Source organism: Lysobacter sp. P5_B9 (genome assembly GCF_054049835.1).
Genome location: NZ_JBFULP010000002.1, coordinates 508,607 through 528,605, shown reverse-complemented (window position 1 = coordinate 528,605; position 19,999 = coordinate 508,607). Strand labels below are relative to the sequence as shown.

Annotated in this window: 22 protein-coding genes and 4 tRNA genes; 10 read left to right on the top strand and 16 right to left on the bottom strand. The window is 67.7% G+C overall.

The features are described 5' to 3' along the window. From ACXJJ9_RS07595 to ACXJJ9_RS07540, 12 genes are all read right to left on the bottom strand, one after another. Positions 1-197 (bottom strand): GTP-binding protein (locus ACXJJ9_RS07595; RefSeq protein WP_006505780.1); only part of this gene is annotated, 197 nt, incomplete at its 3' end. A gap of 96 nt (positions 198-293) precedes the next feature. Beyond that, positions 294-369 (bottom strand) — tRNA-Thr (locus tag ACXJJ9_RS07590). 33 nt (positions 370-402) lie between these two features. Continuing rightward, positions 403-476, bottom strand: a tRNA-Gly gene (locus ACXJJ9_RS07585). A 121-nt stretch (positions 477-597) separates the two neighbouring features. After that, positions 598-683: transfer RNA gene (locus tag ACXJJ9_RS07580), tRNA-Tyr, on the bottom strand. An 80-nt stretch (positions 684-763) separates the two neighbouring features. After that, positions 764-1,855, bottom strand: coding sequence for a redox-regulated ATPase YchF (ychF, locus tag ACXJJ9_RS07575; RefSeq protein ID WP_457096579.1), 1,092 nt, complete (start codon positions 1,853-1,855; stop codon positions 764-766). 74 nt (positions 1,856-1,929) lie between these two features. Continuing rightward, positions 1,930-2,511 (bottom strand): aminoacyl-tRNA hydrolase, encoded by a 582-nt coding sequence (gene pth, locus ACXJJ9_RS07570; protein WP_310053907.1) that lies wholly within the window; start codon positions 2,509-2,511, stop codon positions 1,930-1,932. A 60-nt stretch (positions 2,512-2,571) separates the two neighbouring features. Further along, positions 2,572-3,225: a 50S ribosomal protein L25/general stress protein Ctc gene (locus tag ACXJJ9_RS07565; RefSeq protein WP_457096578.1), complete on the bottom strand. Its 654-nt coding sequence runs from the start codon at positions 3,223-3,225 to the stop codon at positions 2,572-2,574. A 107-nt stretch (positions 3,226-3,332) separates the two neighbouring features. Then, positions 3,333-4,292: a ribose-phosphate diphosphokinase gene (locus ACXJJ9_RS07560; RefSeq protein WP_310053910.1), complete on the bottom strand. Its 960-nt coding sequence runs from the start codon at positions 4,290-4,292 to the stop codon at positions 3,333-3,335. A gap of 77 nt (positions 4,293-4,369) precedes the next feature. Then, positions 4,370-4,445 (bottom strand) — tRNA-Gln (locus ACXJJ9_RS07555). A 16-nt stretch (positions 4,446-4,461) separates the two neighbouring features. Beyond that, positions 4,462-5,346, bottom strand: coding sequence for a 4-(cytidine 5'-diphospho)-2-C-methyl-D-erythritol kinase (gene ispE, locus ACXJJ9_RS07550; protein WP_457096577.1), 885 nt, complete (start codon positions 5,344-5,346; stop codon positions 4,462-4,464). 108 nt (positions 5,347-5,454) lie between these two features. Continuing rightward, positions 5,455-6,087 (bottom strand): lipoprotein insertase outer membrane protein LolB, encoded by a 633-nt coding sequence (gene lolB, locus ACXJJ9_RS07545; RefSeq protein ID WP_457096576.1) that lies wholly within the window; start codon positions 6,085-6,087, stop codon positions 5,455-5,457. After that, positions 6,084-7,766 carry a tetratricopeptide repeat protein gene (locus tag ACXJJ9_RS07540; protein ID WP_457096575.1) on the bottom strand — a complete coding sequence of 561 codons (1,683 nt, stop codon included), beginning with the start codon at positions 7,764-7,766 and terminating at the stop codon, positions 6,084-6,086. The genes lolB and ACXJJ9_RS07540 overlap by 4 nt, the downstream gene beginning before the upstream one ends. Before the next feature lie 118 nt (positions 7,767-7,884). Between ACXJJ9_RS07540 and hemA the strand changes: the two genes are divergently transcribed. The 10 genes from hemA (at position 7,885) to ACXJJ9_RS07490 (ending at position 17,408) form a co-directional block, all read left to right on the top strand. Then, entirely contained in the window at positions 7,885-9,159 is a 1,275-nt protein-coding gene (hemA, locus tag ACXJJ9_RS07535; RefSeq protein ID WP_457096574.1) for a glutamyl-tRNA reductase, read from the top strand. A 191-nt stretch (positions 9,160-9,350) separates the two neighbouring features. Beyond that, positions 9,351-10,436, top strand: a complete 1,086-nt coding sequence (gene prfA / locus ACXJJ9_RS07530; RefSeq protein ID WP_457096573.1) for a peptide chain release factor 1 — start codon at positions 9,351-9,353, stop codon at positions 10,434-10,436. Positions 10,437-10,523: 87 nt separating this feature from the next. Continuing rightward, positions 10,524-10,973 carry an N-acetyltransferase family protein gene (locus ACXJJ9_RS07525; RefSeq protein WP_457096572.1) on the top strand — a complete coding sequence of 150 codons (450 nt, stop codon included), beginning with the start codon at positions 10,524-10,526 and terminating at the stop codon, positions 10,971-10,973. Between the two features lie 16 nt (positions 10,974-10,989). Continuing rightward, positions 10,990-12,678 (top strand): O-linked N-acetylglucosamine transferase, SPINDLY family protein, encoded by a 1,689-nt coding sequence (locus tag ACXJJ9_RS07520; protein WP_457096571.1) that lies wholly within the window; start codon positions 10,990-10,992, stop codon positions 12,676-12,678. A 70-nt stretch (positions 12,679-12,748) separates the two neighbouring features. After that, positions 12,749-13,267, top strand: coding sequence for a molybdenum cofactor biosynthesis protein B (gene moaB / locus ACXJJ9_RS07515; protein WP_457096570.1), 519 nt, complete (start codon positions 12,749-12,751; stop codon positions 13,265-13,267). Positions 13,268-13,279: 12 nt separating this feature from the next. Further along, a complete protein-coding gene (locus ACXJJ9_RS07510; RefSeq protein WP_457096569.1) occupies positions 13,280-13,645 on the top strand; it encodes a helix-turn-helix domain-containing protein in 366 nt (121 codons plus the stop codon). Further along, complete coding sequence (gene ppk2 / locus ACXJJ9_RS07505) at positions 13,645-14,412, top strand: polyphosphate kinase 2 (protein ID WP_457096568.1); 768 nt, start codon at positions 13,645-13,647, stop codon at positions 14,410-14,412. The genes ACXJJ9_RS07510 and ppk2 overlap by 1 nt, the downstream gene beginning before the upstream one ends. A 74-nt stretch (positions 14,413-14,486) precedes the next feature. Beyond that, positions 14,487-15,230: an endonuclease/exonuclease/phosphatase family protein gene (locus ACXJJ9_RS07500; RefSeq protein WP_457096567.1), complete on the top strand. Its 744-nt coding sequence runs from the start codon at positions 14,487-14,489 to the stop codon at positions 15,228-15,230. Positions 15,231-15,240: 10 nt separating this feature from the next. Then, positions 15,241-16,464, top strand: a complete 1,224-nt coding sequence (gene clsB / locus ACXJJ9_RS07495) for a cardiolipin synthase ClsB (protein WP_457096566.1) — start codon at positions 15,241-15,243, stop codon at positions 16,462-16,464. Beyond that, positions 16,461-17,408, top strand: a complete 948-nt coding sequence (locus ACXJJ9_RS07490; RefSeq protein WP_457096565.1) for a lysylphosphatidylglycerol synthase transmembrane domain-containing protein — start codon at positions 16,461-16,463, stop codon at positions 17,406-17,408. The genes clsB and ACXJJ9_RS07490 overlap by 4 nt, the downstream gene beginning before the upstream one ends. On the opposite strand, the gene ACXJJ9_RS07485 is transcribed toward ACXJJ9_RS07490, so the two are convergent. Genes ACXJJ9_RS07485 through ACXJJ9_RS07470 form a run of 4 tightly spaced genes read right to left on the bottom strand, consistent with a single transcriptional unit; the run spans position 17,405 to position 19,971 of the window. After that, positions 17,405-17,791 (bottom strand): DUF488 domain-containing protein, encoded by a 387-nt coding sequence (locus ACXJJ9_RS07485; protein WP_457096564.1) that lies wholly within the window; start codon positions 17,789-17,791, stop codon positions 17,405-17,407. The genes ACXJJ9_RS07490 and ACXJJ9_RS07485 overlap by 4 nt on opposite strands. Positions 17,792-17,830: 39 nt before the next feature. Next, positions 17,831-18,100: an acylphosphatase gene (locus tag ACXJJ9_RS07480; protein WP_457096563.1), complete on the bottom strand. Its 270-nt coding sequence runs from the start codon at positions 18,098-18,100 to the stop codon at positions 17,831-17,833. 10 nt (positions 18,101-18,110) lie between these two features. After that, on the bottom strand, positions 18,111-18,698 hold the full coding sequence (locus tag ACXJJ9_RS07475; RefSeq protein WP_457096562.1) for a TlpA family protein disulfide reductase: 588 nt from the start codon (positions 18,696-18,698) through the stop codon (positions 18,111-18,113). Between the two features lie 4 nt (positions 18,699-18,702). After that, positions 18,703-19,971 carry a YihY family inner membrane protein gene (locus ACXJJ9_RS07470; RefSeq protein WP_457096561.1) on the bottom strand — a complete coding sequence of 423 codons (1,269 nt, stop codon included), beginning with the start codon at positions 19,969-19,971 and terminating at the stop codon, positions 18,703-18,705. Positions 19,972-19,999 lie beyond the last annotated feature (28 nt).

Here is a 19,999-nt window from a genome sequence, read left to right as displayed (position 1 = left end):
GCGGTCGAGATCGTGATGCCGCGCGCCTTCTCTTCCGGCGCCGCGTCGATCGCGTCATAGGCCTTGAACTCGCCGCCGAAACGCTCCGCGCCCACCTTGGTCAGCGCTGCCGTCAGCGTGGTCTTGCCGTGGTCCACGTGGCCGATCGTGCCGACGTTTACGTGGGGCTTGGTGCGCTCGAACTTACCCTTTGCCATGGCTGTCGCTTCTCGTTGTGCTGCTGGATGGGGACGTGACGAAACCCCGCAGTGCGGGGTTCGGATTTGAGCCCGGCCAGGGCCGGACTCGAAAGATGGTGCTCACGAATGGAATCGAACCATCGACCTCCTCCTTACCAAGGAGGTGCTCTACCGACTGAGCTACGTGAGCAGATTTTGCAGACAGTACACCGAGTTACTTCAATGGAGCGGGAGACGGGAATCGAACCCGCGCTAGTAGCTTGGAAGGCTACAGTTCTACCATTGAACTACTCCCGCGCCGGACTGAAGCATTCTCCAACAAACCCGGTTTGGAACGTACTGCCTTGAAGCGCCGGCCGCTGGTAAGGCAACCGGGTGAAGCATCTGTTTCCTCCAACCCTCCGCTGAACTGGAAAGCTGGTGGAGGGAGGTGGATTCGAACCACCGAAGGCGTAAGCCAGCAGATTTACAGTCTGCCCCCGTTGGCCGCTTGGGTATCCCTCCAAAGAGCCCGCTATTTTGGTGAGCAAGCCCGCGGAAGTCAACGCATTCCGGCAATTCTTTTTTGCCGGCCGTGGCCGGAGTCAGACGTTGAAGCGGAAGTGCAGGACGTCGCCTTCCTGGACGCGGTACTCCTTGCCTTCCAGGCGCAGGCGGCCGGCATCGCGGGCGCCGGATTCGCCCTTGTACTTGATGAAGTCGTCGTACGCGATGGTTTCGGCGCGGATGAAGCCCTTCTCGAAGTCGGTATGGATCACCGCCGCGGCCTGCGGGGCGGTAGAACCGGCCTTCACGGTCCAGGCGCGGACTTCCTTCACGCCGGCGGTGAAGTAGGTCTGCAGGCCCAGCAGCTTGTAGGCAGCACGGATCACGCGGTTCAGGCCCGGCTCGTCGAGGCCCAGGTCGTGCAGGAACGCGTCGCGGTCGGCGTCGTCGAGCTGGCTGAGCTCCTCCTCGATGGCAGCCGAGACCGGCACCACTTCGGCACCCTCGCCCACCGCGCGGGCGCGCACGACGTCCAGGTGCGGGTTTCCTTCGAAGCCATCCTCCAGGACGTTCGCCACGTACATCACCGGCTTCAACGTCAGAAGGAACAGGTCGCGAACCTGCGCCCTGTCGTCATCGGACAGGCCCAGCGCACGCGCGGGCTTGCCGGCATCGAGGCCTGCGCGGATGCGACTGAGCACTTCCACGCGCACCTTCGCATCCTTGTCGCCGGTCTTGGCGGTGCGCTCGGCGCGCTGCAATGCCCTTTCCACCGACTCGAGGTCGGCGAGCGCCAATTCGGTGTCGATGGTCTCGATATCGGCGATCGGATCGACCTTGTTGTTGACGTGGATGACGTCGGAGTGCTCGAAGCAGCGCACCACGTGGGTGATCGCATCGACTTCGCGGATATGCGCGAGGAATTTGTTGCCCAGGCCCTCACCGCTCGCCGCACCCGCCACCAGGCCGGCGATATCGACGAATTCCACCGCGGTCGGAATCACCTTCTGCGGCTTGACGATGTCGCTCAGCGCGTTGAGGCGCGGATCCGGCACCGGCACGACGCCGACGTTCGGCTCGATCGTGCAGAACGGGAAATTGGCCGCGGCGATGCCCGCCTTGGTGAGCGCGTTGAACAGGGTCGACTTGCCGACGTTGGGCAGGCCGACGATGCCGCATTTGATGCCCATGGTGTCTATATCCGGAATGGAGAATCGGGAATCGGGAATCGCGCTCCGGCGTTTCCCGATTCCCCATTCCCGACTCACGCCTTCGCGGTATTGAGCCGCTTCATCGCCTCGTTGAAGTCGCCAGCCACCGCCAACGGCAGCACATCAATGGCGTCGTCGATGGCGCGCAGGATCGCCGCCTCGTCATCTCGGCCGGGCTTGCCCAGCACCCACGGGGTGACGCGATCCTTGTGTCCGGGATGGCCGATTCCGATGCGCAGGCGCCCGAACTTGCCGTGACCCAGCAGCCGCATGATGTCGCGGATGCCGTTCTGGCCACCGGCGCCGCCGTCGAACTTCAGCCGCGGCGTGCCCGCCGGCAGGTCGAGTTCGTCATGCGCGACGAGGGCCTCTTCCGGCTCGATCTTCCAGTACCGCAGGGCGGCGGTGACCGACTTGCCGGAAAGGTTCATGAAGGTGGCCGGCTTCAGCAACCACAGGTTCTGCCCGGCGATTTCGATCTTCGCGGTTTCGCCGAACAGCTTGGATTCGAGGCCGAAGCGGCCGCCGAATTTCTCCGCGAGGGCGTCCACAAACCAGAACCCGGCGTTGTGCCGGGTCCGGGAGTGTTCGGGACCGGGATTGCCCAGCCCGACGATGAGGCGCAAGCCTGCCATCGATGAAGCGAGTGACCACCACTGCGCCGGCGCGCCGCAAGGCGCGCCGGGCAGCCGTGATTACTTCTCTTCCTTCTTCGCGACCTTGGCGGCCGGCACTTCGGCGGCTTCCGGAGCAGCGGCTTCCGCGACTTCTTCCCTGCCGTGCTTGGCGATCACGACGGCGACGTCGTATTCCTTGCCCAGCTTCAGCACGGGGAGCTCGACGCCCTTCGGCAGCTTCAGCTCCGACAGGTGCACGATGCCGCCGACAGTGAGTGCGCTCAGGTCGATCTCGACGAACTCCGGCAGGTCCTTCGGCAGGCAGCTGACTTCGACTTCATTGAGCTCGTGGGTGATCACGACGCCCGCGGTCTTGCCGGCCGGCGAGGTCTCCTGGTTGAGGAAGTGCAGCGGCACCTTCGCGCGCAGGGCCTGGTTCTCGTCCACGCGCTGGAAGTCGAGGTGCATGATGATCTGCTTGTACGGATGGCGCTGCATGTCACGCAGCAGCACCTTCTGCACCTTGCCGTCGAGTTCGAGGTCGAGGATCGACGAGTAGAACCACTCGTTCTGGCTGGCGAGCCAGGTCTTCTCGTGCTCGAGCTGGATGCTCTGGGGGGCGGCGTTGCCGCCGTAGAGGATGGCCGGGATGCTGGCGGCGCGACGCAGGCGGCGGCTCGCACCCTTCCCTGCGGCTTCGCGGCCAGTGGCCGAGATCTTGTGTTCAGACATTGTCGTTACTCACTCTGCTTTGCAATGAAACCGCCTCGCGGCGGCGATGCCACTCATCCGCGACCAGATGAGTGGGTTGGGCCGAAGCCCGGGTCAATCCGCCGACGTCAATCGACGTACAGCGAACTGACGGATTCACCGAAGGCGATGCGGCGGATCGTTTCCGCCAGCAGCTCGGCAACGCTGAGCTGACGGATGCGGCCACAGGCCTTCGCGGCTGCGCTGAGCGGGATGGTGTCGGTCACCACCAGCTCGTCGAGCTGCGACTTCGTGATGTTGTCGATCGCCGCGCCCGACAGCACCGGATGGGTGCAGTAGGCGGCGACCTTCAACGCACCGCGCGCCTTGAGCGCGCCTGCGGCTGCGCACAAGGTGCCCGCGGTATCGACGATGTCGTCGACCAGCACGCAGGTCTTGCCTTCGACGTCACCGATGATGTTCATCACCGTGGCGACGTTGGCACGCGGACGACGCTTGTCGATGATCGCGAGTTCCGCGTCATCGAGGCGCTTCGCGATCGCTCGCGCGCGCACCACGCCACCGACGTCCGGCGAGACCACGATCAGGTTGTCCGTGCCGTGCGCGCGCCAGATGTCGGCGAGCAGCAGCGGCGAGGCGTACACGTTGTCCACCGGGATGTCGAAGAAACCCTGGATCTGGTCGGCATGCAGGTCGACCGTCAGCACACGGTCGGCGCCTACCGACGAGAACATCTTCGCCACCACCTTCGCCGTGATCGGCACGCGTGCCGACCGCGGACGACGGTCCTGGCGCGCATAACCGAAGTACGGCACCACGGCGGTGATGCTGGACACCGATGCGCGCTTGAGCGCGTCGATCAGGACCAGCAGCTCCACCAGGTTCTCGGCGCTGGGCGCGTTCGTCGACTGGATGACGAACACTTCCTGCCGGCGCACGTTCTCCTCGATCTCGACCTGGACTTCGCCATCCGAGAACCGGCTCACCAGGGCCTTGCCCATGCGGATGCCGAGTTCCTTGCACACGGCCTCGGCAAGGGGGCGGTTGGCGTTGCCGCTGAAAACCAGCAGGTTGCGATCGTTCTGCACGTGAATCTCTCCGCTTCGCTCTGACCGTGGCGGTGGTGGGGGAACAACGTGGTGGAGCTACTACGGCGTCTGTTGAATGGCAGGGGCGGAAGGATTCGAACCTACGAATGCCGGGATCAAAACCCGGTGCCTTAACCACTTGGCGACGCCCCTGCGGTGAAACCTTCGGCTACGGTTCGCCTGAACCGGAAGCCATCGCCTCGAGCGCATCCAGCAGCGGCGACCTTGCCGCTCCCGCCGCCACCCAGGCCTTGAGGCCCGATGGCAGCGCGGCCAGTGCCGCTTCCGCCGATTCGCGGCTGGCGAATTCGACGAAGCAACCACTGCCCGACCCGGTCAATCGCGGCGTGCCGACCTGCGCCAGCGCCGCGAACACCGCCTCCACGGCCGGTTCACGCGCGCGCAGAACCGGCTCGAAAGCGTTCCCGAGTCCAGTTCCCGAAACGAAGTCCGATATTGTCGCGGGCGCTGCATTCCGCGTCAAATCAGGAGCTTGGAAAAGCGCGGCAGTCGGCGCATGGACGCCAGGATCCGCCAGCAGGTACCAGGCCGGAGCCAGGTCCACCGGTCTCAGGCGCTCCCCCACCCCCTCTGCCCAGGCATTGTGGCCGTGGACGAAGACCGGGACGTCGGCCCCAAGCGTCAGTCCGAGTTCCGCCAGTCGCGAAGCGCCCAGTCCGACGCGCCAGAGCCAATCCAGGGCGACCAGCACGGTCGCCGCATCCGACGAACCGCCGCCGAAGCCGCCTCCGCTTGGAATGCGCTTTTCGACGATGATATCGACACCTTTCGCGCTATTGGCTGCATTTTGCAGGCAGATAGCGGCACGTACCGCGAGATCATCGCGCTCGGCGACTCCGGCCACGGATTGTCCATGGCGGACGATCCGACCGTCGTCGCGAATGCGGAGCCGGATCGAATCGCCCCAGTCCAGCAGGCGGAACAGCGTCTGCAGCTCGTGGTAGCCATCCGCCCGGCGGCCGGTGATGCGCAGGAACAGGTTGAGCTTGGCCGGCGCAGGCCAGACGGTCCAGGCATGGGGGGCGTGGGGCACGGGCATCCGGGAGCTGCGCGGGCGGGAGCGGGCGCAAAGGGTAATGCAGTTCCGGCGGCGCCAGGCGCCCATGGCTCCTTACTGCCGCGCTCCTTACTGCCGCGCCCCCTACTGCGGGGCCAGACCCCACTCGTCGACGACGAGCTTGACGCTGGCCTTGCCGTTGCGGGCCACGATCCGCTTGGGCAGCTGCGGACGGTCGGGTCCTGCCGGATACCAATCCTGGTACTCGACCGACCATCCGGCCTGCTCCAGCTTCACCGGCAGGCCGGCCGCGTCGTAGGCGAGTTTCGTCGGCCCGTACTCGTGGACGGCGCCACCGACACCGCGAACCCAGTTCTGCATCGCCCGCACCGGGATGTTCCAGCCAGTGGCCGAGCGCAGCAATTCCTCGACATCCGCGCCTTCACGCGGGCCGCCAGCAATGCCTTCCAGCCGCGCACCGAGCTCGTCGCCGCTGAGGCGCCAGCTTTGCCGCGTGACCGGCGCCCCCAGCGAAATCGTGTAACCGCCCGCACGTTGCTGCCAGTCGATGCGCCCGCTGCCGCCGCGGTCGCCGTTGGACACGGCGATGCGTCCGGACAGGTCCCAGTCGACTACCGCGCCACGCCGGTTGTCGTTGGCCTGCGCCTGCGCCGGGGCGACCGGGACCACCTGGCGCGCTGGGTGCGAAACGCAGGCCGGCAGCGCCAGCACCACCCAGGCGGACAGCGCGGCCGAGCGAACCAGGCGCCCGCTCATTCGCCGATCTTCTGCAGGGCGCGCTGCAGGGCGCGGTTTTCCGGGTCGAGCTTGCGCGCCTCGTCAAAGTACTTGCGCGCCTCGTCGTGCTTGCCCATGTCCCACAGCACTTCGCCCACGTGCGTGGCGATTTCCGGGTCTTTCTGCAGGGCCAACGCGCGGCGCAGCTCGGTCAGCGCCTCGCCCTTGCGTCCAAGGCGGTAGAGCACCCAGCCATAGCTGTCGATGATGGCAGCGTTGCCCGGCTCGGCGGTGCGCGCGCGATCAATCAACTCCAGCGCCTCCTGGTAGCGCGCAGTGCGATCGGCAAGCGTGTAGCCGAGCGCGTTCAGCGCGGCGGTGCTGTCGGGATCGGCGACCAGGATCTTGCGGAAGTCGGCCTCGGCGCGCGGGATGTCGTCCCGGCGTTCCCAGCCGAGCGCACGCGCATACAGGATGTCGGGGTCGTCGGGAAATGCAGCCAGCCCGCGGGCGAAGGCATCGAGTTCTCCCGCGCCATCCTTGTCCCGGTTGTGCAGATCGGCTTCGAGGATGTAACCGTCGCGGCGCGCGTCTTCCGGCGCGGCGGCATCGGACTGCAGGTCGCGCAAGGCCTTGTAGGCCTCAGGGCCGCGCTTGAGCTCGTACAGCACATTGGCAGCGCGCAGTTTCGCCGGCCAGCGTTGCGTGCCACCGGGCACGCCCCGGTACCAGTCCAGCGCCTCTTCATTGCGGTCGAGGAATTCCGCCATCTGCCCAAGCAGCAGCCTGCGGCTCGGATCCGGCTTGGCTGCGTCGCGGCGCAGTTCCTCGTACAGCGCGGTCAACGCGGACTTGTCTTCGGCGCGGGCCAGCAACGAGGCACGCAGCGAGTAGGTCTGGTCGTCCTGCGGTCCTTGGGCGAGCGCGTCGGCGGCGGCGTGGAAATCGCCCAGTTCGTCGTATTCGGCGGCAACGGCCATGCGCAGCTCGGGCACTGCCAGCAGGGCCGGATCGAGGGCCGCCAACGCCTTGCGCGCCTCGTCCTCCTTGCCCGCCTGGCGCAACTGGCTCGCGCGCAACAAGGCCACGCGCGGTTCGCCGGGGAAACGCTTGACGACTTCATCGACGATGCGCTCGGCCAGCTTGTCCTGATCGAGCTTCTGCGCCAGGCCGCCAAACGCGAGCCACGCCTGCAGCTTGTTCGGGATGCGGCCGTCGTCGAGCAGCCGATCCAGCATGCGCGCGGACTGCTCGGGGTCGCGCGCACCGATACCGAGGACGCCGACCACCTGCTGCCAGCCGGTGTCCGGGTCCGCCTGCAGCAGCGAATTCAGCTGGCGCCGGGCGGCGCGTTCATCGCCGCGGCGCAGCGCCAGGGTCGCCTCGGCGGCGGACTGGGCCTGCGCGTCGCCACCCAGCTTGCGCCACAGCTCCAGGGCTTCGGCGGCGCGCTTGTTGTCCTTGGCGAGCAGGGCGATGCGGGTCGCACGCTCGGCCAGGACGGGGTCGTTGCCGGCCTTGGCGGCTTCCAGGTAGGCCTTCGCCGCCTCGTCGAGCTTGCCGGATTGCAGGGCGAATTCGCCCGCGAGCGTGGGCTCCAGCGCGCGCACGCTGTCATCGGCAGGCGGGTTCCGGCCAGCGGCCGCCGGACCTGCCAACAACACCAGCGTGAACAGCAGGGCGCGTGCCAGCGCATGGACGGAACGCAGCGGAATCAACCGTGGATTCGACAAGGCGGGACCTGCAGAGCACCGGCCGGTAGAATGACGGCCTTCTCGAACCAGCTTAACGCAAGCCCCTGAACGGCCCTGTGCCGTGCATGAGTCCCGCGCTCCGATGAGCCTCTTCGTCCTCGGCATCAACCACCAGACCGCGCCAGTCAGCCTGCGCGAACGGGTGGCGTTTTCCGGCGATTCGATCCCGGCGGCGCTCGATGCCCTGCGCGGCCTGCCGTCGGTGCACGAAGTCGCGCTGCTCTCTACCTGCAACCGCACCGAACTGTACGCCGTCACCGACGACGACGGCAGCGCACTCGCCGACTGGCTCGCCACGCATCCCGACGATGCCGGCGACCTCCACGCCTACCTGTATCGCCATGCCGATGCGGACGCCGTGCGCCATCTGTTCCGGGTGGCGACAGGCCTGGACTCGCTGGTGCTGGGCGAGCCGCAAATCCTCGGCCAGGTCAAGGACGCGTGGGCGACCGCGCGCGCGTCGGGCAGCCTGGGCAACCAGTTGGACCGTTTGTTCCAGCATGCCTTCGCCACGGCCAAGCGTGCCCGCACCGACACGCGCATCGGCGCGAACCCGGTGTCGGTCGCGTCCACCGCCGTGCGCCTGGCGCAGGAATCCTTCGCCCGGCTCGCCGATTCCACGGTGCTGCTGATCGGCGCCGGCGAAACCATCGAGCTGGCAGCGCGCCACCTCGTGCAGGCCAAGACCCGACGGCTGCTCATCGCCAACCGCACCCTCGCCCACGCGCAGGACCTCGCCACCCGCCATGGCGGCTACGCGCTGGCGCTGTCCGAACTCGACCGTCACCTGTGCGAAGCCGATGTCGTGATTTCCGCCACGGCCGCACGCGATCCGATCCTGCACAAGGCGCAGGTCGCCTCCGCGCTGGCAACGCGCAGGCACCGGCCGATGCTGCTGCTCGACCTCGCGGTGCCGCGCGATATCGCCAGCGACGTGGCGGAATTGAAGGACATCTTCCTCTACACCGTCGACGACCTCGAACGCGCGATCGAGGACAACCGCCGCAGCCGTCGCGAAGCCGCCAACGAGGCCGAAGCCATCGTCGAACTGCAGGTCGCGCGCTATGTCGAAGCCCTCGGCGCCAGCACCCGCATCGAGCCGCTCAAGCGCCTGCGCGCGCACGGCGAGGCCGCCAGGTCCGACGTGCTGGCCAAGGCGAAACAGCAACTCGCCGCGGGCGAGGACCCGGAAGCCGTGCTCGATTTCCTGGCCCATACGCTGACCAACAAGCTGCTGCATGCGCCGACGATCGCCCTGCGCGAAGCGGCGCTGACCGGCAATGCGGATCTGGCACGTGCGGCGAACAAGCTGTTCCCGGCCGTCGATCAGGGCGACGAAAAAGTCGCGGACAGCTAGCGACCTTGAAGCCGTCATCCCGACGAAAGCCGGGATCCATTTTGCCGTTGCTTTTGCTCTGGGCCGAAGAGCAAAAGAGCAAAGTCAAAATGGATCCCGGCTTTCGCCGGGATGACGAACACATATTCTCCATTTCGAATGCCACTGTTCCCACTCCGGCTTCGTTCTCACTCCTCTTCAATCGTTGCCCCATGACCCCGACCCTGCGTCGCAAACTCGAAGCCCTGGCCGAACGGCGCGACGAACTCGAACGTCTGCTCGCCGATCCCGGCGTGATCGGCGATGCCAACCAGTTCCGGCGGCTCTCGCGCGAATTCGCGCAACTGGAACCGGTCGCGCATGCGCTGCACGCCGAGGCGCGGGCCCGTCGCGATCTCGCCGCGGCCGAGGCCATGCGCGGCGACGTTGAACTGCGCGAACTGGCCGAAGAGGAAATCGCCAGCGCGACGGAACGCCTGGAGCGGCTCGATGCCGAACTGCTCGCTCACCTGATCCCGAAGGACGCGCGCGACGAAGGCGACATCTACCTGGAAGTGCGCGCCGGCACGGGCGGCGACGAAGCCGCGATTTTCGCAGGCGACCTGTTCCGCATGTATTCGCGCTATGCCGAGCGGCAGGGCTGGAAGGTCGAGGTCGAATCCGCCAGCCCGGGCGAACACGGCGGCTACAAGGAAATCATCGCGCGCGTCGAGGGCCGTGGCGCGTATTCGCGGCTCAAGTTCGAATCCGGCACGCATCGCGTGCAACGCGTGCCGGAAACCGAATCGCAGGGCCGCATCCATACGTCCGCGGCGACGGTGGCGATCATCCCGGTCGAGAGCGAAGGCGAGCCGGTCGAGATCAACCCCGCGGACCTGAAAGTGGACACGTTCCGTTCCAGCGGCGCCGGCGGGCAGCACGTCAACAAGACCGAGTCGGCGATCCGCATCACCCACGTGCCCACCGGGATAGTCGTGGAAAGCCAGACCGAGCGCAGCCAGCACGCCAACCGCGACAAGGCGATGAAGCGGCTGTCCGCCATCATCGCCGAAGCGCAGGCGGCCAAGGCCGCGGCCGCGCAGGCGGAGACCCGCAAGCTGCAGGTCGGCAGCGGCGACCGCAGCCAGCGCATCCGCACCTACAACTTCCCGCAGGGACGCATCACCGACCACCGCGTGGAAGGGCTCACCCTGTACGACCTGCCGAACGTCATCGAAGGCAACCTCGATGCGCTGGTGGAGCGGTTGCAGCACGAGAACCAGGCCGACGAACTGGCACGGCTCACGCACGGCGCGTGACACCCCGCGGCCGGGCAAGCGGCCATGCGGCGCATGCCGCTTCCCCGCTACGATGCGCGTCGCACCCCGCCGCTTTGCGAGGAATCCATGGGCATCACTCTGCGCCGCGCCACGCTCGACGACGTCGATGCCGTCGCCCCGTTGTTCGACGCCTACCGCCGCTTCTACGCGCAGCCGGGCGATGTGCAGCGCGCACGCGACTTCCTGCGCGAGCGCCTGCAGCGGAACGAATCGGCGATCCTGGTCGCCGAACTCGATGGCCGCGCTGTCGGCTTCACCCAGCTCTACCCGATGTTCTCGTCGGTGCGCATGGCGCGCATCTGGATACTCAACGACCTCTTCGTCGACGCGGACGCGCGCCGGCGCGGCGTGGCGAACGCGTTGCTGACTGGCGCCGCACGCTTCGCCAGGGAACAAGGCGCGGCCGGATTGATGCTGGAAACCATGCGCGACAACACGGCGGCGCGCGCGCGCTATCGTTCCGCCGGCTGGGACGAGGACGAAACCCAGTGGTACAGCCTGCGCACGCCGGCCTGAGCAGGAGCGACGTCGGTTGAACACACTCGATCCCCGCAGCCAGGCGCGCCTGGCCGTGCAACGCGAACCGAACAACGCGCTGGCGTGGATCATGCTGTGCGAATACGAACTCGATGCCGGCGATGCCCGCGCCGGTGAAGCCGCGGCACGGCGCGCGCTGGCACTGCAGCCGGGCCATCCGGAAGCGCTCGCACGCCTCGGCCGCGCGCAATGGATGCAGCAGCAGCGCGCGGAAGCTGCCACCAGCCTGCGCGCCGCCGCCGCGAACGCACCCCACCATCCGGGCATAGCGGTCTGGCTCGGGCATGTACTGGAGGAAGTCGGCGAAGCCGAAGCGGCGTCCGATGCCTATGCCCGCGCCCATGCGCTGGCGCCGGACGAGCCGCAGATCGCCGCTTACCTTCTGGCGTGGCGCCGCAAGCTGTGCGACTGGCGCGACCTCGATGCGCTGGCAACTCAGGTGCGCGCCGCGGTACGGGAAGACCGCGCGATGATCGAACCATTCGCGTTCCTCAGCGAGGATTCGACCGCCGCCGAGCAGCTGCAGTGCGCGCGCCTGCGCGCCTCGGTGGTCGCACGATCGGTCCGCGCGTTGCCAGCCATCGCCGCACGCGCACGCGCGGGCCGGCTGAGTGCCGGCTTCCTCTCCAACGGTTTCGGCGCGCACCCGACCGGGCTACTGACCGTCGCACTGTTCGAGGCGCTGCATGCGATGGACACCATCGACGTGCACCTGTTCGCACTGAATCGCGACGACGGCAGCCTGGTGCGGCAGCGCCTGCGCGCCGCAACCCGGCTGCATGACGTGGCTGGCCTGCCGCACGCGCAGGTCGCGCAACACATCCGCGAAGCCGGCATCGACGTCCTGTTCGACCTGCGCGGCTGGGGCGGCGGCGGCGCGCCGGAAGTACTGGCGATGCGTCCGGCGCGCGTACAGGTCAACTGGCTCGCGTATCCGGGCACGTCCGGCGCGCCGTGGATCGACTACGTGCTCGCCGACGGCTTCGCCCTGCCGGCGGCACTCGCAGCCCACTACAGCGAGCGCGTCGTGCGCCTGCCGCGCTGCTTCCAGCCCACCGATACCGCGCGCGCGCTGCCACCGGCGCCATCGCGCCGCGATTGCGGTCTGCCCGAGCGCGGCGACGGCACGGTGTTCTGCTGCTTCAACAACAGCTACAAGCTCAATCCGCGCAGCGTAGGTCGCGCCCTCGCCGTGCTGCGCGGCGTGCCGGGCAGCGTGCTGTGGCTGCTGTCGGGGCCAGGCCGTGCGGACGAGCGCCTGCGCGAGTTCGCCAAGGCACAGGGCGTGGATCCGCAACGACTAGTGTTCATGCCGAAGCAGCCGCACGCCGAATACATGGCGCGGCTGCAGCACGCGGACCTGTTCCTCGACACGGAGCCGTACAACGCCCACACCACGGCGTCGGATGCCCTGTGGGCGGGGTGCCCCGTACTGACGCGCCCCGGCGAGACCTTTGCCGCGCGCGTAGCCGGCAGCCTCAACCATCACCTGGGCATGCCGGCGATGAACGTCGACAGCGATGCGGCCTTCGTCGCGCGGGCGACCGCGCTGGGGCGCGATCCGCAGGCGCTGTCGGTGCTGCGTGAGGAGCTGGCACAGCGCCGGCTGGACAGCGGCCTGTTCGACATGCCGGGCTTCGCCCGCGATTTCACCGCGGCCGTCCACACCATGGCCGGAGGCTGAGGGCCGCGCGTTGCGACGCGCCGGAACGTTCGCCCTCGTATGTTCCCGCGGCGCGTCCTACACTGCCCGCATGACCGCAGAACGTGACTTCATTCCGCTCCGTCTGTGCGTGCTCACCGTGTCGGACACGCGCACGCTGGCCGAAGATTCTTCCGGCGACTACCTAATCGCCGCCCTCGCCGAAGCGGGTCACCAGCTCGCCGAGCGCGCGCTGCTGCGCGACGACCGCTACCAGCTGCGCGCGAAGGTATCGCAATGGATTGCCGACGATGGCATCGACGGCGTGCTGGTCACCGGCGGCACCGGCTTCACCGGGCGCGACTCCACGCCCGAGGCATTGCTGCCGCTGCTGGACAAGGAAATGCCCGGCTTCGGCGAGCTGTTCCGCGCGCTGAGCTTCGAGGAGATCGGTACCAGCACGTTGCAGTCGCGCGCCTTCGCCGGACTCGCCAACGGCACCTTCGTGTTTGCGTTGCCGGGTTCCACCTCGGCCTGCCGCACCGCGTGGGACAAGATCATCCGCGCGCAACTGGATGCGCGCACCCGGCCCTGCAACCTGGCCACCCTGCGCCCACGCCTGAAGGAGTAAGGAGTGATCGACATGCCGCTATCCACCACCCTGCGCCTGCTCGCAAAGGCGCGCGGACTGAGCCCCGCCGACATCGCCACGGCCATCCCGCGCGCCGGCGTCGCCACGGTCAGCGCCTGGCTGCAGGGCGAGAAGCTGCCCGGCAAGGAACAGCTCGACGCCCTCGCCCGCACGTTCGGGGTTCCCGCCGGCGCGTTGCTCGGCGAACTCGCCAGCACGCTCGACCCCGCGCGCACCAAGGGCGAGCACGACCTGCTCGCCGCGTACCGCGGATTGAACACGAAGCAGCAGGGCGCACTGCTCGAAGTCGCGCGCAGCATGCAACCGTCGCCCGCCCGCTCGTCGCCCACCCGGACCCCGCGCAGCAGGAGCCGGTAATGGCCAAGCTCAAGCGCGAGGATTACGAGGAGCAGTTGGCCCTGCTGCAGCAGGAACTGGTCGGCATGGCGCGCTGGCTGCAGCATTGCGGCCGGCGCGTGGTGGTCGTGGTCGAAGGCCGCGACACCGCCGGCAAGGGCGGCGCGATCAATGCCATCGCCGCACGCATGCCTCCGCGCCAGTGCCGCGCGGTCGCGCTGCCCAAGCCGACCGAGCGCGAGAGCTCGCAGTGGTACTTCCAGCGCTACGTCCCGCACCTGCCCGCCGCCGGCGAGATCGTTCTGTTCGACCGCAGCTGGTACAACCGCGCCGGCGTCGAGAAGGTGATGGGCTTTGCCAGCGACGCCCAGGTCAAGGCTTTCCTCCAGCAGGCGCCTGCGTTCGAGAAGCTGCTCACCGATGACGGCATCCTGCTGTTCAAGTACTGGCTGTGCTGCGACCAGGACGAGCAGGAAGAACGCTTCGCCGAGCGCCTGAAGGACCCGCTGAAGCGCTGGAAGCTGTCGCAGATCGACGTCGAGGCGCGCCGGCACTATGACGATTACACGCGCGCGCGCGCGGCCATGCTCAAGGCCACGCATACGCCGCATGCGCCGTGGACGCTGGTCGACTTCAACAGCCAGAAGCGTGGCCGCCTCGCGCTGATCCGTGACCTGCTGGGACGACTGCCCGAGACCAAGGTGCCACCGGCGAAGATCACCTTCGAGCCGCTGGTCGGGAAGCCCGGGAAGGAACGCTTCGGCGTGCTGAAACCCATCAACGGCTGATAGTCGGGTTCTGCCGACGGTTCGGCCCACAACGACTTCACCCGCCCGTCCCCCCCCCTGCGCACAATCGTCGCATGCCCGCGTTCAACGTCCTGACCCTGAACGCCCACATGGGTTTCAACCTGCTCAATCGCCGCTTCGTGCTGCCGGAGTTGCGCGAGGCGATACGCTCGGTTTCGGCGGACGTCGTGTTCCTGCAGGAAGTGCTGGGCGAACACGCGCACCACGCGCAGAAACACCTGAACTGGCCGGACGGGCCGCAGTACGAATTCCTCGCCGACACGCTGTGGCCGCAGTTCGCCTATGGCCGCAACGCGGTGTATCCGCACGGCCACCACGGCAACGCGCTGCTGTCGAAATTCCCGATCGTGCGCCACGAGAACCGCGACATCTCCATCCATGGCAGCGAGGAGCGCGGCCTGCTGCACTGCGTGCTCGCGCTGCCCGGCACCGGCGTGGAAGTGCACACGATCTGCGTGCACCTGGGCCTGCTCGAGTCGCATCGCCGGCAACAGCTGTCCCTGCTCTGCGACATCATTGCGGCCGAAGTGCCCGACGATGCGCCCCTGGTCGTCGCCGGCGACTTCAACGATTGGCGCCGGCGTGGGCATCCGCTACTGGCGCGCTTCGGGTTGCAGGAAGTATTCATGCAGCACCGCGGCGCGCTGGCCAGGACGTTTCCCGCGCGCTGGCCGCTGCTGCCCGTCGACCGCATCTATGTGCGCAAGGTCCGCGGCATCGAACCGCGCGTGCTGTCGGCACGCCCCTGGTCGCACCTGTCCGACCACGCGCCGCTGCTGGCCAGGATCGAATGGTGAGAGGCACGCCATGAGGAACTTCGGCGCCAGCGAGTTCCCATGGCGCGGCGGCAACCGCGTGGCGTTGCTGGAGAACGGCGAGGAATTCTTCGCGCGTGCGTTCGCCCTGATCGATGCCGCGCAGCGCGAGATCCTGGTCGAAACCTTCATCCTGTTCGAGGACAAGATCGGGCTGGAGCTGCACCGTCGTCTCATCGCCGCGGCGCGGCGCGGTGTGCGCGTGGAACTCACCGTCGATGGCTATGGCTCGCCGCATTTCTCGCCGGAATTCCTCGCCGGCTTCACCGAGGCCGGCGTTCGCCTGCGCCTGTTCGATCCGCATCCACGCTGGCTGGGCATGCGTCTGCACGTGTTCCGGCGCATGCATCGCAAGCTGCTGGTCGCCGATGCTCGCGTCGCGCTGGTGGGCGGGATCAATTTCTCCGCCGACCACGTGCGCGATTTCGGCGCGGAGGCCAAGCAGGACTATGCGGTGGAAGTAGAAGGCCCGGCGGTTGCCGATATCCACGACTTCCTGCGCGCGGCGCTCGCTTCGCAGGGAGTGGGCAATGCCTGGCGCCCCGCGCGCCAGGCCGAGTCCGTCGCGCAGGCGGGTGCGGCCGACGTGATGTTCGTGCCGCGCGACAACCATCGCCGGCGTGGTTCGATCGAACGCGAATACCGGCGTGCCATCCGCGCCGCGCGGCGTGAGATCCTGCTCGCCAATGCGTACTTCTTTCCCGGCTATGGCTTCCTTCGGGACCTGCGCCATGCGGCTCGGCGCGGGGTGAAGGTGACGCTGATCTTCCAGGGCGAGCCGGACATGCAGGTGGCGCTGGTGGCGGCCCGCACCTTGTACCGGCACCTGGTCGAAGCGGGCGTGCAACTGTACGAATACTGCGAGCGGCCGTTCCACGGCAAGGTGGCCCTGGTCGACGACGACTGGGCCACGGTCGGCTCCAGCAACCTCGATCCGCTCAGCCTGTCGTTGAACCTGGAAGCCAACGTCTTCATCCGCGACCCGTCCTTCGTAGCCGAGTTGCGTGACAACCTCCAGAACCTGCTGCAGCACCATTGCCAGTCCGTCGACCCGGCGCAGGTGCCGCGCGGGAGCTTCTGGCACGTGCTGACGCGACCGCTGCTGTTCCATGTCCTGCGCCGCTTCCCCGACTGGGCAGGATGGTTGCCGGCGCACACGCCCAGGGTCGCGCTGGCCAAACCGCCCGATGAGGCTGGTGCCGGGACTGCGCCATGAGATACCGCCATCCCCTGCTGCATCGGCTGTGGCGCATCGTGCTTTGGCTGTTCCCGCTGGCCGTGCTCGCCCTGCTGGCGCAAGCGGCGCGCACGATCGACTGGAAGCACGTGGCCGAGTCCATGGCGGGCTACGACGGTGGCACGCTCGCCGTTGCCGCCCTGCTGACGGTGGCGAGCTACCTCACCTACTGCGGCTACGACCTCGCGGCACGACGCTACGCGCACCACTCGCTGTCCACGGGGCGGGTGATGCTCATCACGGGCATCGCCTACGCCTTTGCGCTCAACATCGGCGCCCTGATCGGCGGCACCGGCGCGCGCTTCCGCATGTATTCGCACGCGGGACTGGGTATCGGCACGATCAGCCGCATCGTCGCATTCAGCGCCGCCACCAACTGGCTGGGTTACCTGCTGCTGGCGGGGGCGCTGTTCGCGAGCGGACGCGTGGCATTGCCACCGCGGCTGGTATCCGATGCCAGCGTGCTGGAGGCGACAGGCCTGGTCATGGTGACCGCGGCGCTGCTGTACGTGTTCGCCTGCCATCGCCTGCATGGCCGTGTCTTCCATGTGCGCGGCCACCACTTCCGCCTGCCGTCGGTGCCGCTGGCATTGACGCAGTTCGCACTGGCGATGGTGAACTGGTCGCTGATGGCAGCGATCATCTTCATCCTGCTGCCGCCGTCGGCCGATTACCCGACCGTGCTCGGCGCCCTGCTGTTTGCCGCGGTGGCGACGGCCTTGACGCACATACCGGCTGGCATTGGGGTGATCGAAGCCGTGTTCGTGGCCGCGTTCGGGCATCGCATCCCGCCGACGCAGGTGCTCGCCGCGCTGCTGGCGTACCGCGCGATCTATTTCCTGGCGCCACTGCTACTGGCCGGAGTGGCGTACTTCATGCTCGAGGTACGCGGAAAGGCCGTGGCCTCCACGTCCGCAGGCTAGGCGAACTTCGCACCCTGCGCGGCGAGCAGCGCGCGCAGGATCGAGCGATGGCAATGCGCCTCGTCCTCGCAGTAGCAACCGACCGAGAAATTGGTGTGTTGCGATAACGCGGCGAGCAGCGCGATGGCATGGCTGTTTTCCGGTGTCGCCATTTCAGCGCGGTATTTGCGGACGAAGGCGTTCCATTGCGCCGGCGTTTGCGCGGCCTGCGCCTGTTTCATCGTTTCCAGGCTGGGCGCGAGGTTCGGGAACCACACGTCGTACCAGTTCTCCGAGGCGAACTTCTGCTTCGGTACGCCGCGCGGCGGACGCCGGACCGTGCCGATGCGCAAGCCCTCGTTGCTGGCGCGCTCACTGCCCAGCCGGACTACGTGGATGGCCATTGGCATCTGCTCCAAAGCGTGGACCACTCGCCGGCAAGCCTAGTGGATCTCGAAGCCCTCGATGGCAGCGTCGTCCTCGGCGTCCATCCGCTCGAGTTCGTCCACCTGCGCCCGCGACGGACCGTAATGCAGCCATTGCGCGAGCTGCTCGACCGCATCGTCCGCGCCGATGGCCAGCACTTCCACGCGCCCGTCCGCCAGGTTGCGCGCGAAGCCGCGCAGGTTCAACGCGATCGCCTGTTCGCGCGCGCTGGCGCGGAACCACACGCCCTGCACCCTGCCACCGACGAAGAAGCGCGCCGCTGTCATGCCATCGTCCTCAGCCGGCCTTCGGCTTCGGTCCGCCGGCGGCGCCGATCGCGCTTTCGATCTCGGCGGCGGTGATCGGGCCCATGAACTTCTTCGCCAGCTTGCCATCGGGCGCGATGAGGTAGGTCGTCGGCAGGCCGCGCGGCGTGGCGAAGGACTTGGGCGGATCGTAGGGGTCCACGATCGCGATCGGATAGGCGACCGGATGATCGCGGAGGAAGGCCCGGATGTCCTTGGGATCGGAATCGTCGTAGGCCAGCCCGAGCACCTCGATGTGCTCGCGCATCGCATCCAGCGCGGACAGGTCGGGCATTTCCTTGACGCAGGGCTTGCACCACGTGGCCCAGTAATTCACCACGACCCACTTGCCGCGATGGTCGGCGAGATCGTAGGGCTGGCCATCGAGGGTGGTGAGTTTCAGCGTCGGGAATTCGGCGTCGGCCGGCGCTGCCTCCGCGGGCGCAGCGGCCGGCTTCCCGGCGGTGGGCGCAGGCGGCTGCGCGGCCGGCTGCGGTCGCGGCGTTTCCGCCGTGGGTTTGCAGGCGGCCAGGAGCAGCGCGGACATCAGCGGCAACATGGCGACATGATGCAGGCGCATCGATTCAATCCTTGTGATCGGCATGGATGGTGGAAACGCGACGCTTGAGCAGGTCGCGCAACGGCAGGCGCAGCTCGTCCATCGCGGCCACCGCGGCGTGGCCCAGCGAGTCCTCGCGGCACGGCAGGTGCGCCTCGGCGATGGGAATGCGCAGCTGGCAGGCCTCGTAGAGCTCGGCCATGGTCAGTTCGTCTAGGTCGCGCGCGAGCAGCCATTCGCCGTCTTCGGCGCGGCGCACCACGTTGATCTCGCACAGCTGCGCGAGCATCTGCTGCACCAGGCTGTCCGTGAGCATGGGCTCCAGGCGCTGGATCTGCTCGCTGTGCAGGCCGCGTCCGTGCGTGCGCGCTTCGTTGAAGCGCGCAAGCAGGCGGATCAGGCCGTAGATCTCATAACCCACCGGCAACCGCATGGACGCGGGCTGGTAGCGGAACGCCGAAAGCGACGACGCCAGTGATGCGCCCAGCAACACCGCCACCCAGCTGAGGTAGATCCACAGCAGGAAGATCGGCACCGCGGCCAGCGTGCCGTAGATCTTGGAGTAGGAACCGAAGCTGGCGAGATAGAGGCCAAGGCCCCACTTCACGACCTCGAAGGCGAGGGTCGCCAGCAACGCACCGGCAAAGGCATGCCGCCACTGGATCGTGCGGTGCGGGACCATCCTGTAGATCGCCGCGATCGCGAGCAGCTCGATCGTCATCGGCGCCAGGCGCAACAGCAACGCCTGCAGGACGCCGCCCGCGGTGGTCTGGAACACCGACATCGCGAAGAACTTGGCCGAGACCGCCAGGCTCGCGGCGGCCACGAGCGAGCCGAGGGTGAACACCGTCCAGTAGACGAGGAAACGGCCGACCTTCGGCCGTGCCGCCTTGACGCGCCAGATGCGGTTGAAGGCGGTCTCGATGCCGTTGAGCGTGATCAGCAACGACACGACCAGGGCGATCACGCCCGCCGCGGTGAGCTGGCCTGCGTTGGCGGAAAACTGCTTGAGGTAGGTCTCCACCGAACGCGCGGCGGAAGGCACGAAGTTGGCGAAGATGTAGTCGCTGAGCCGGTCGCTCCATACGCCGAACACCGGGAACGCCGACAGCACGCCGAACACCACCATCGACAGGGGCACGAGCGCGAACACGGTCGTGTAGGAAAGCGCACCCGCTGCCTGGAACAGGGTGTCGTCGAGGAAGCGCGTGCCCAGGAAACGGAAGAACGCCTTCGCCCGCGCCGGATCGCGCATCCGGTCGGTCCAGCGATTGAGGGAATCGAGCGGCTCCATCCGGCGGAGGGTAACCGATGCGATGGCG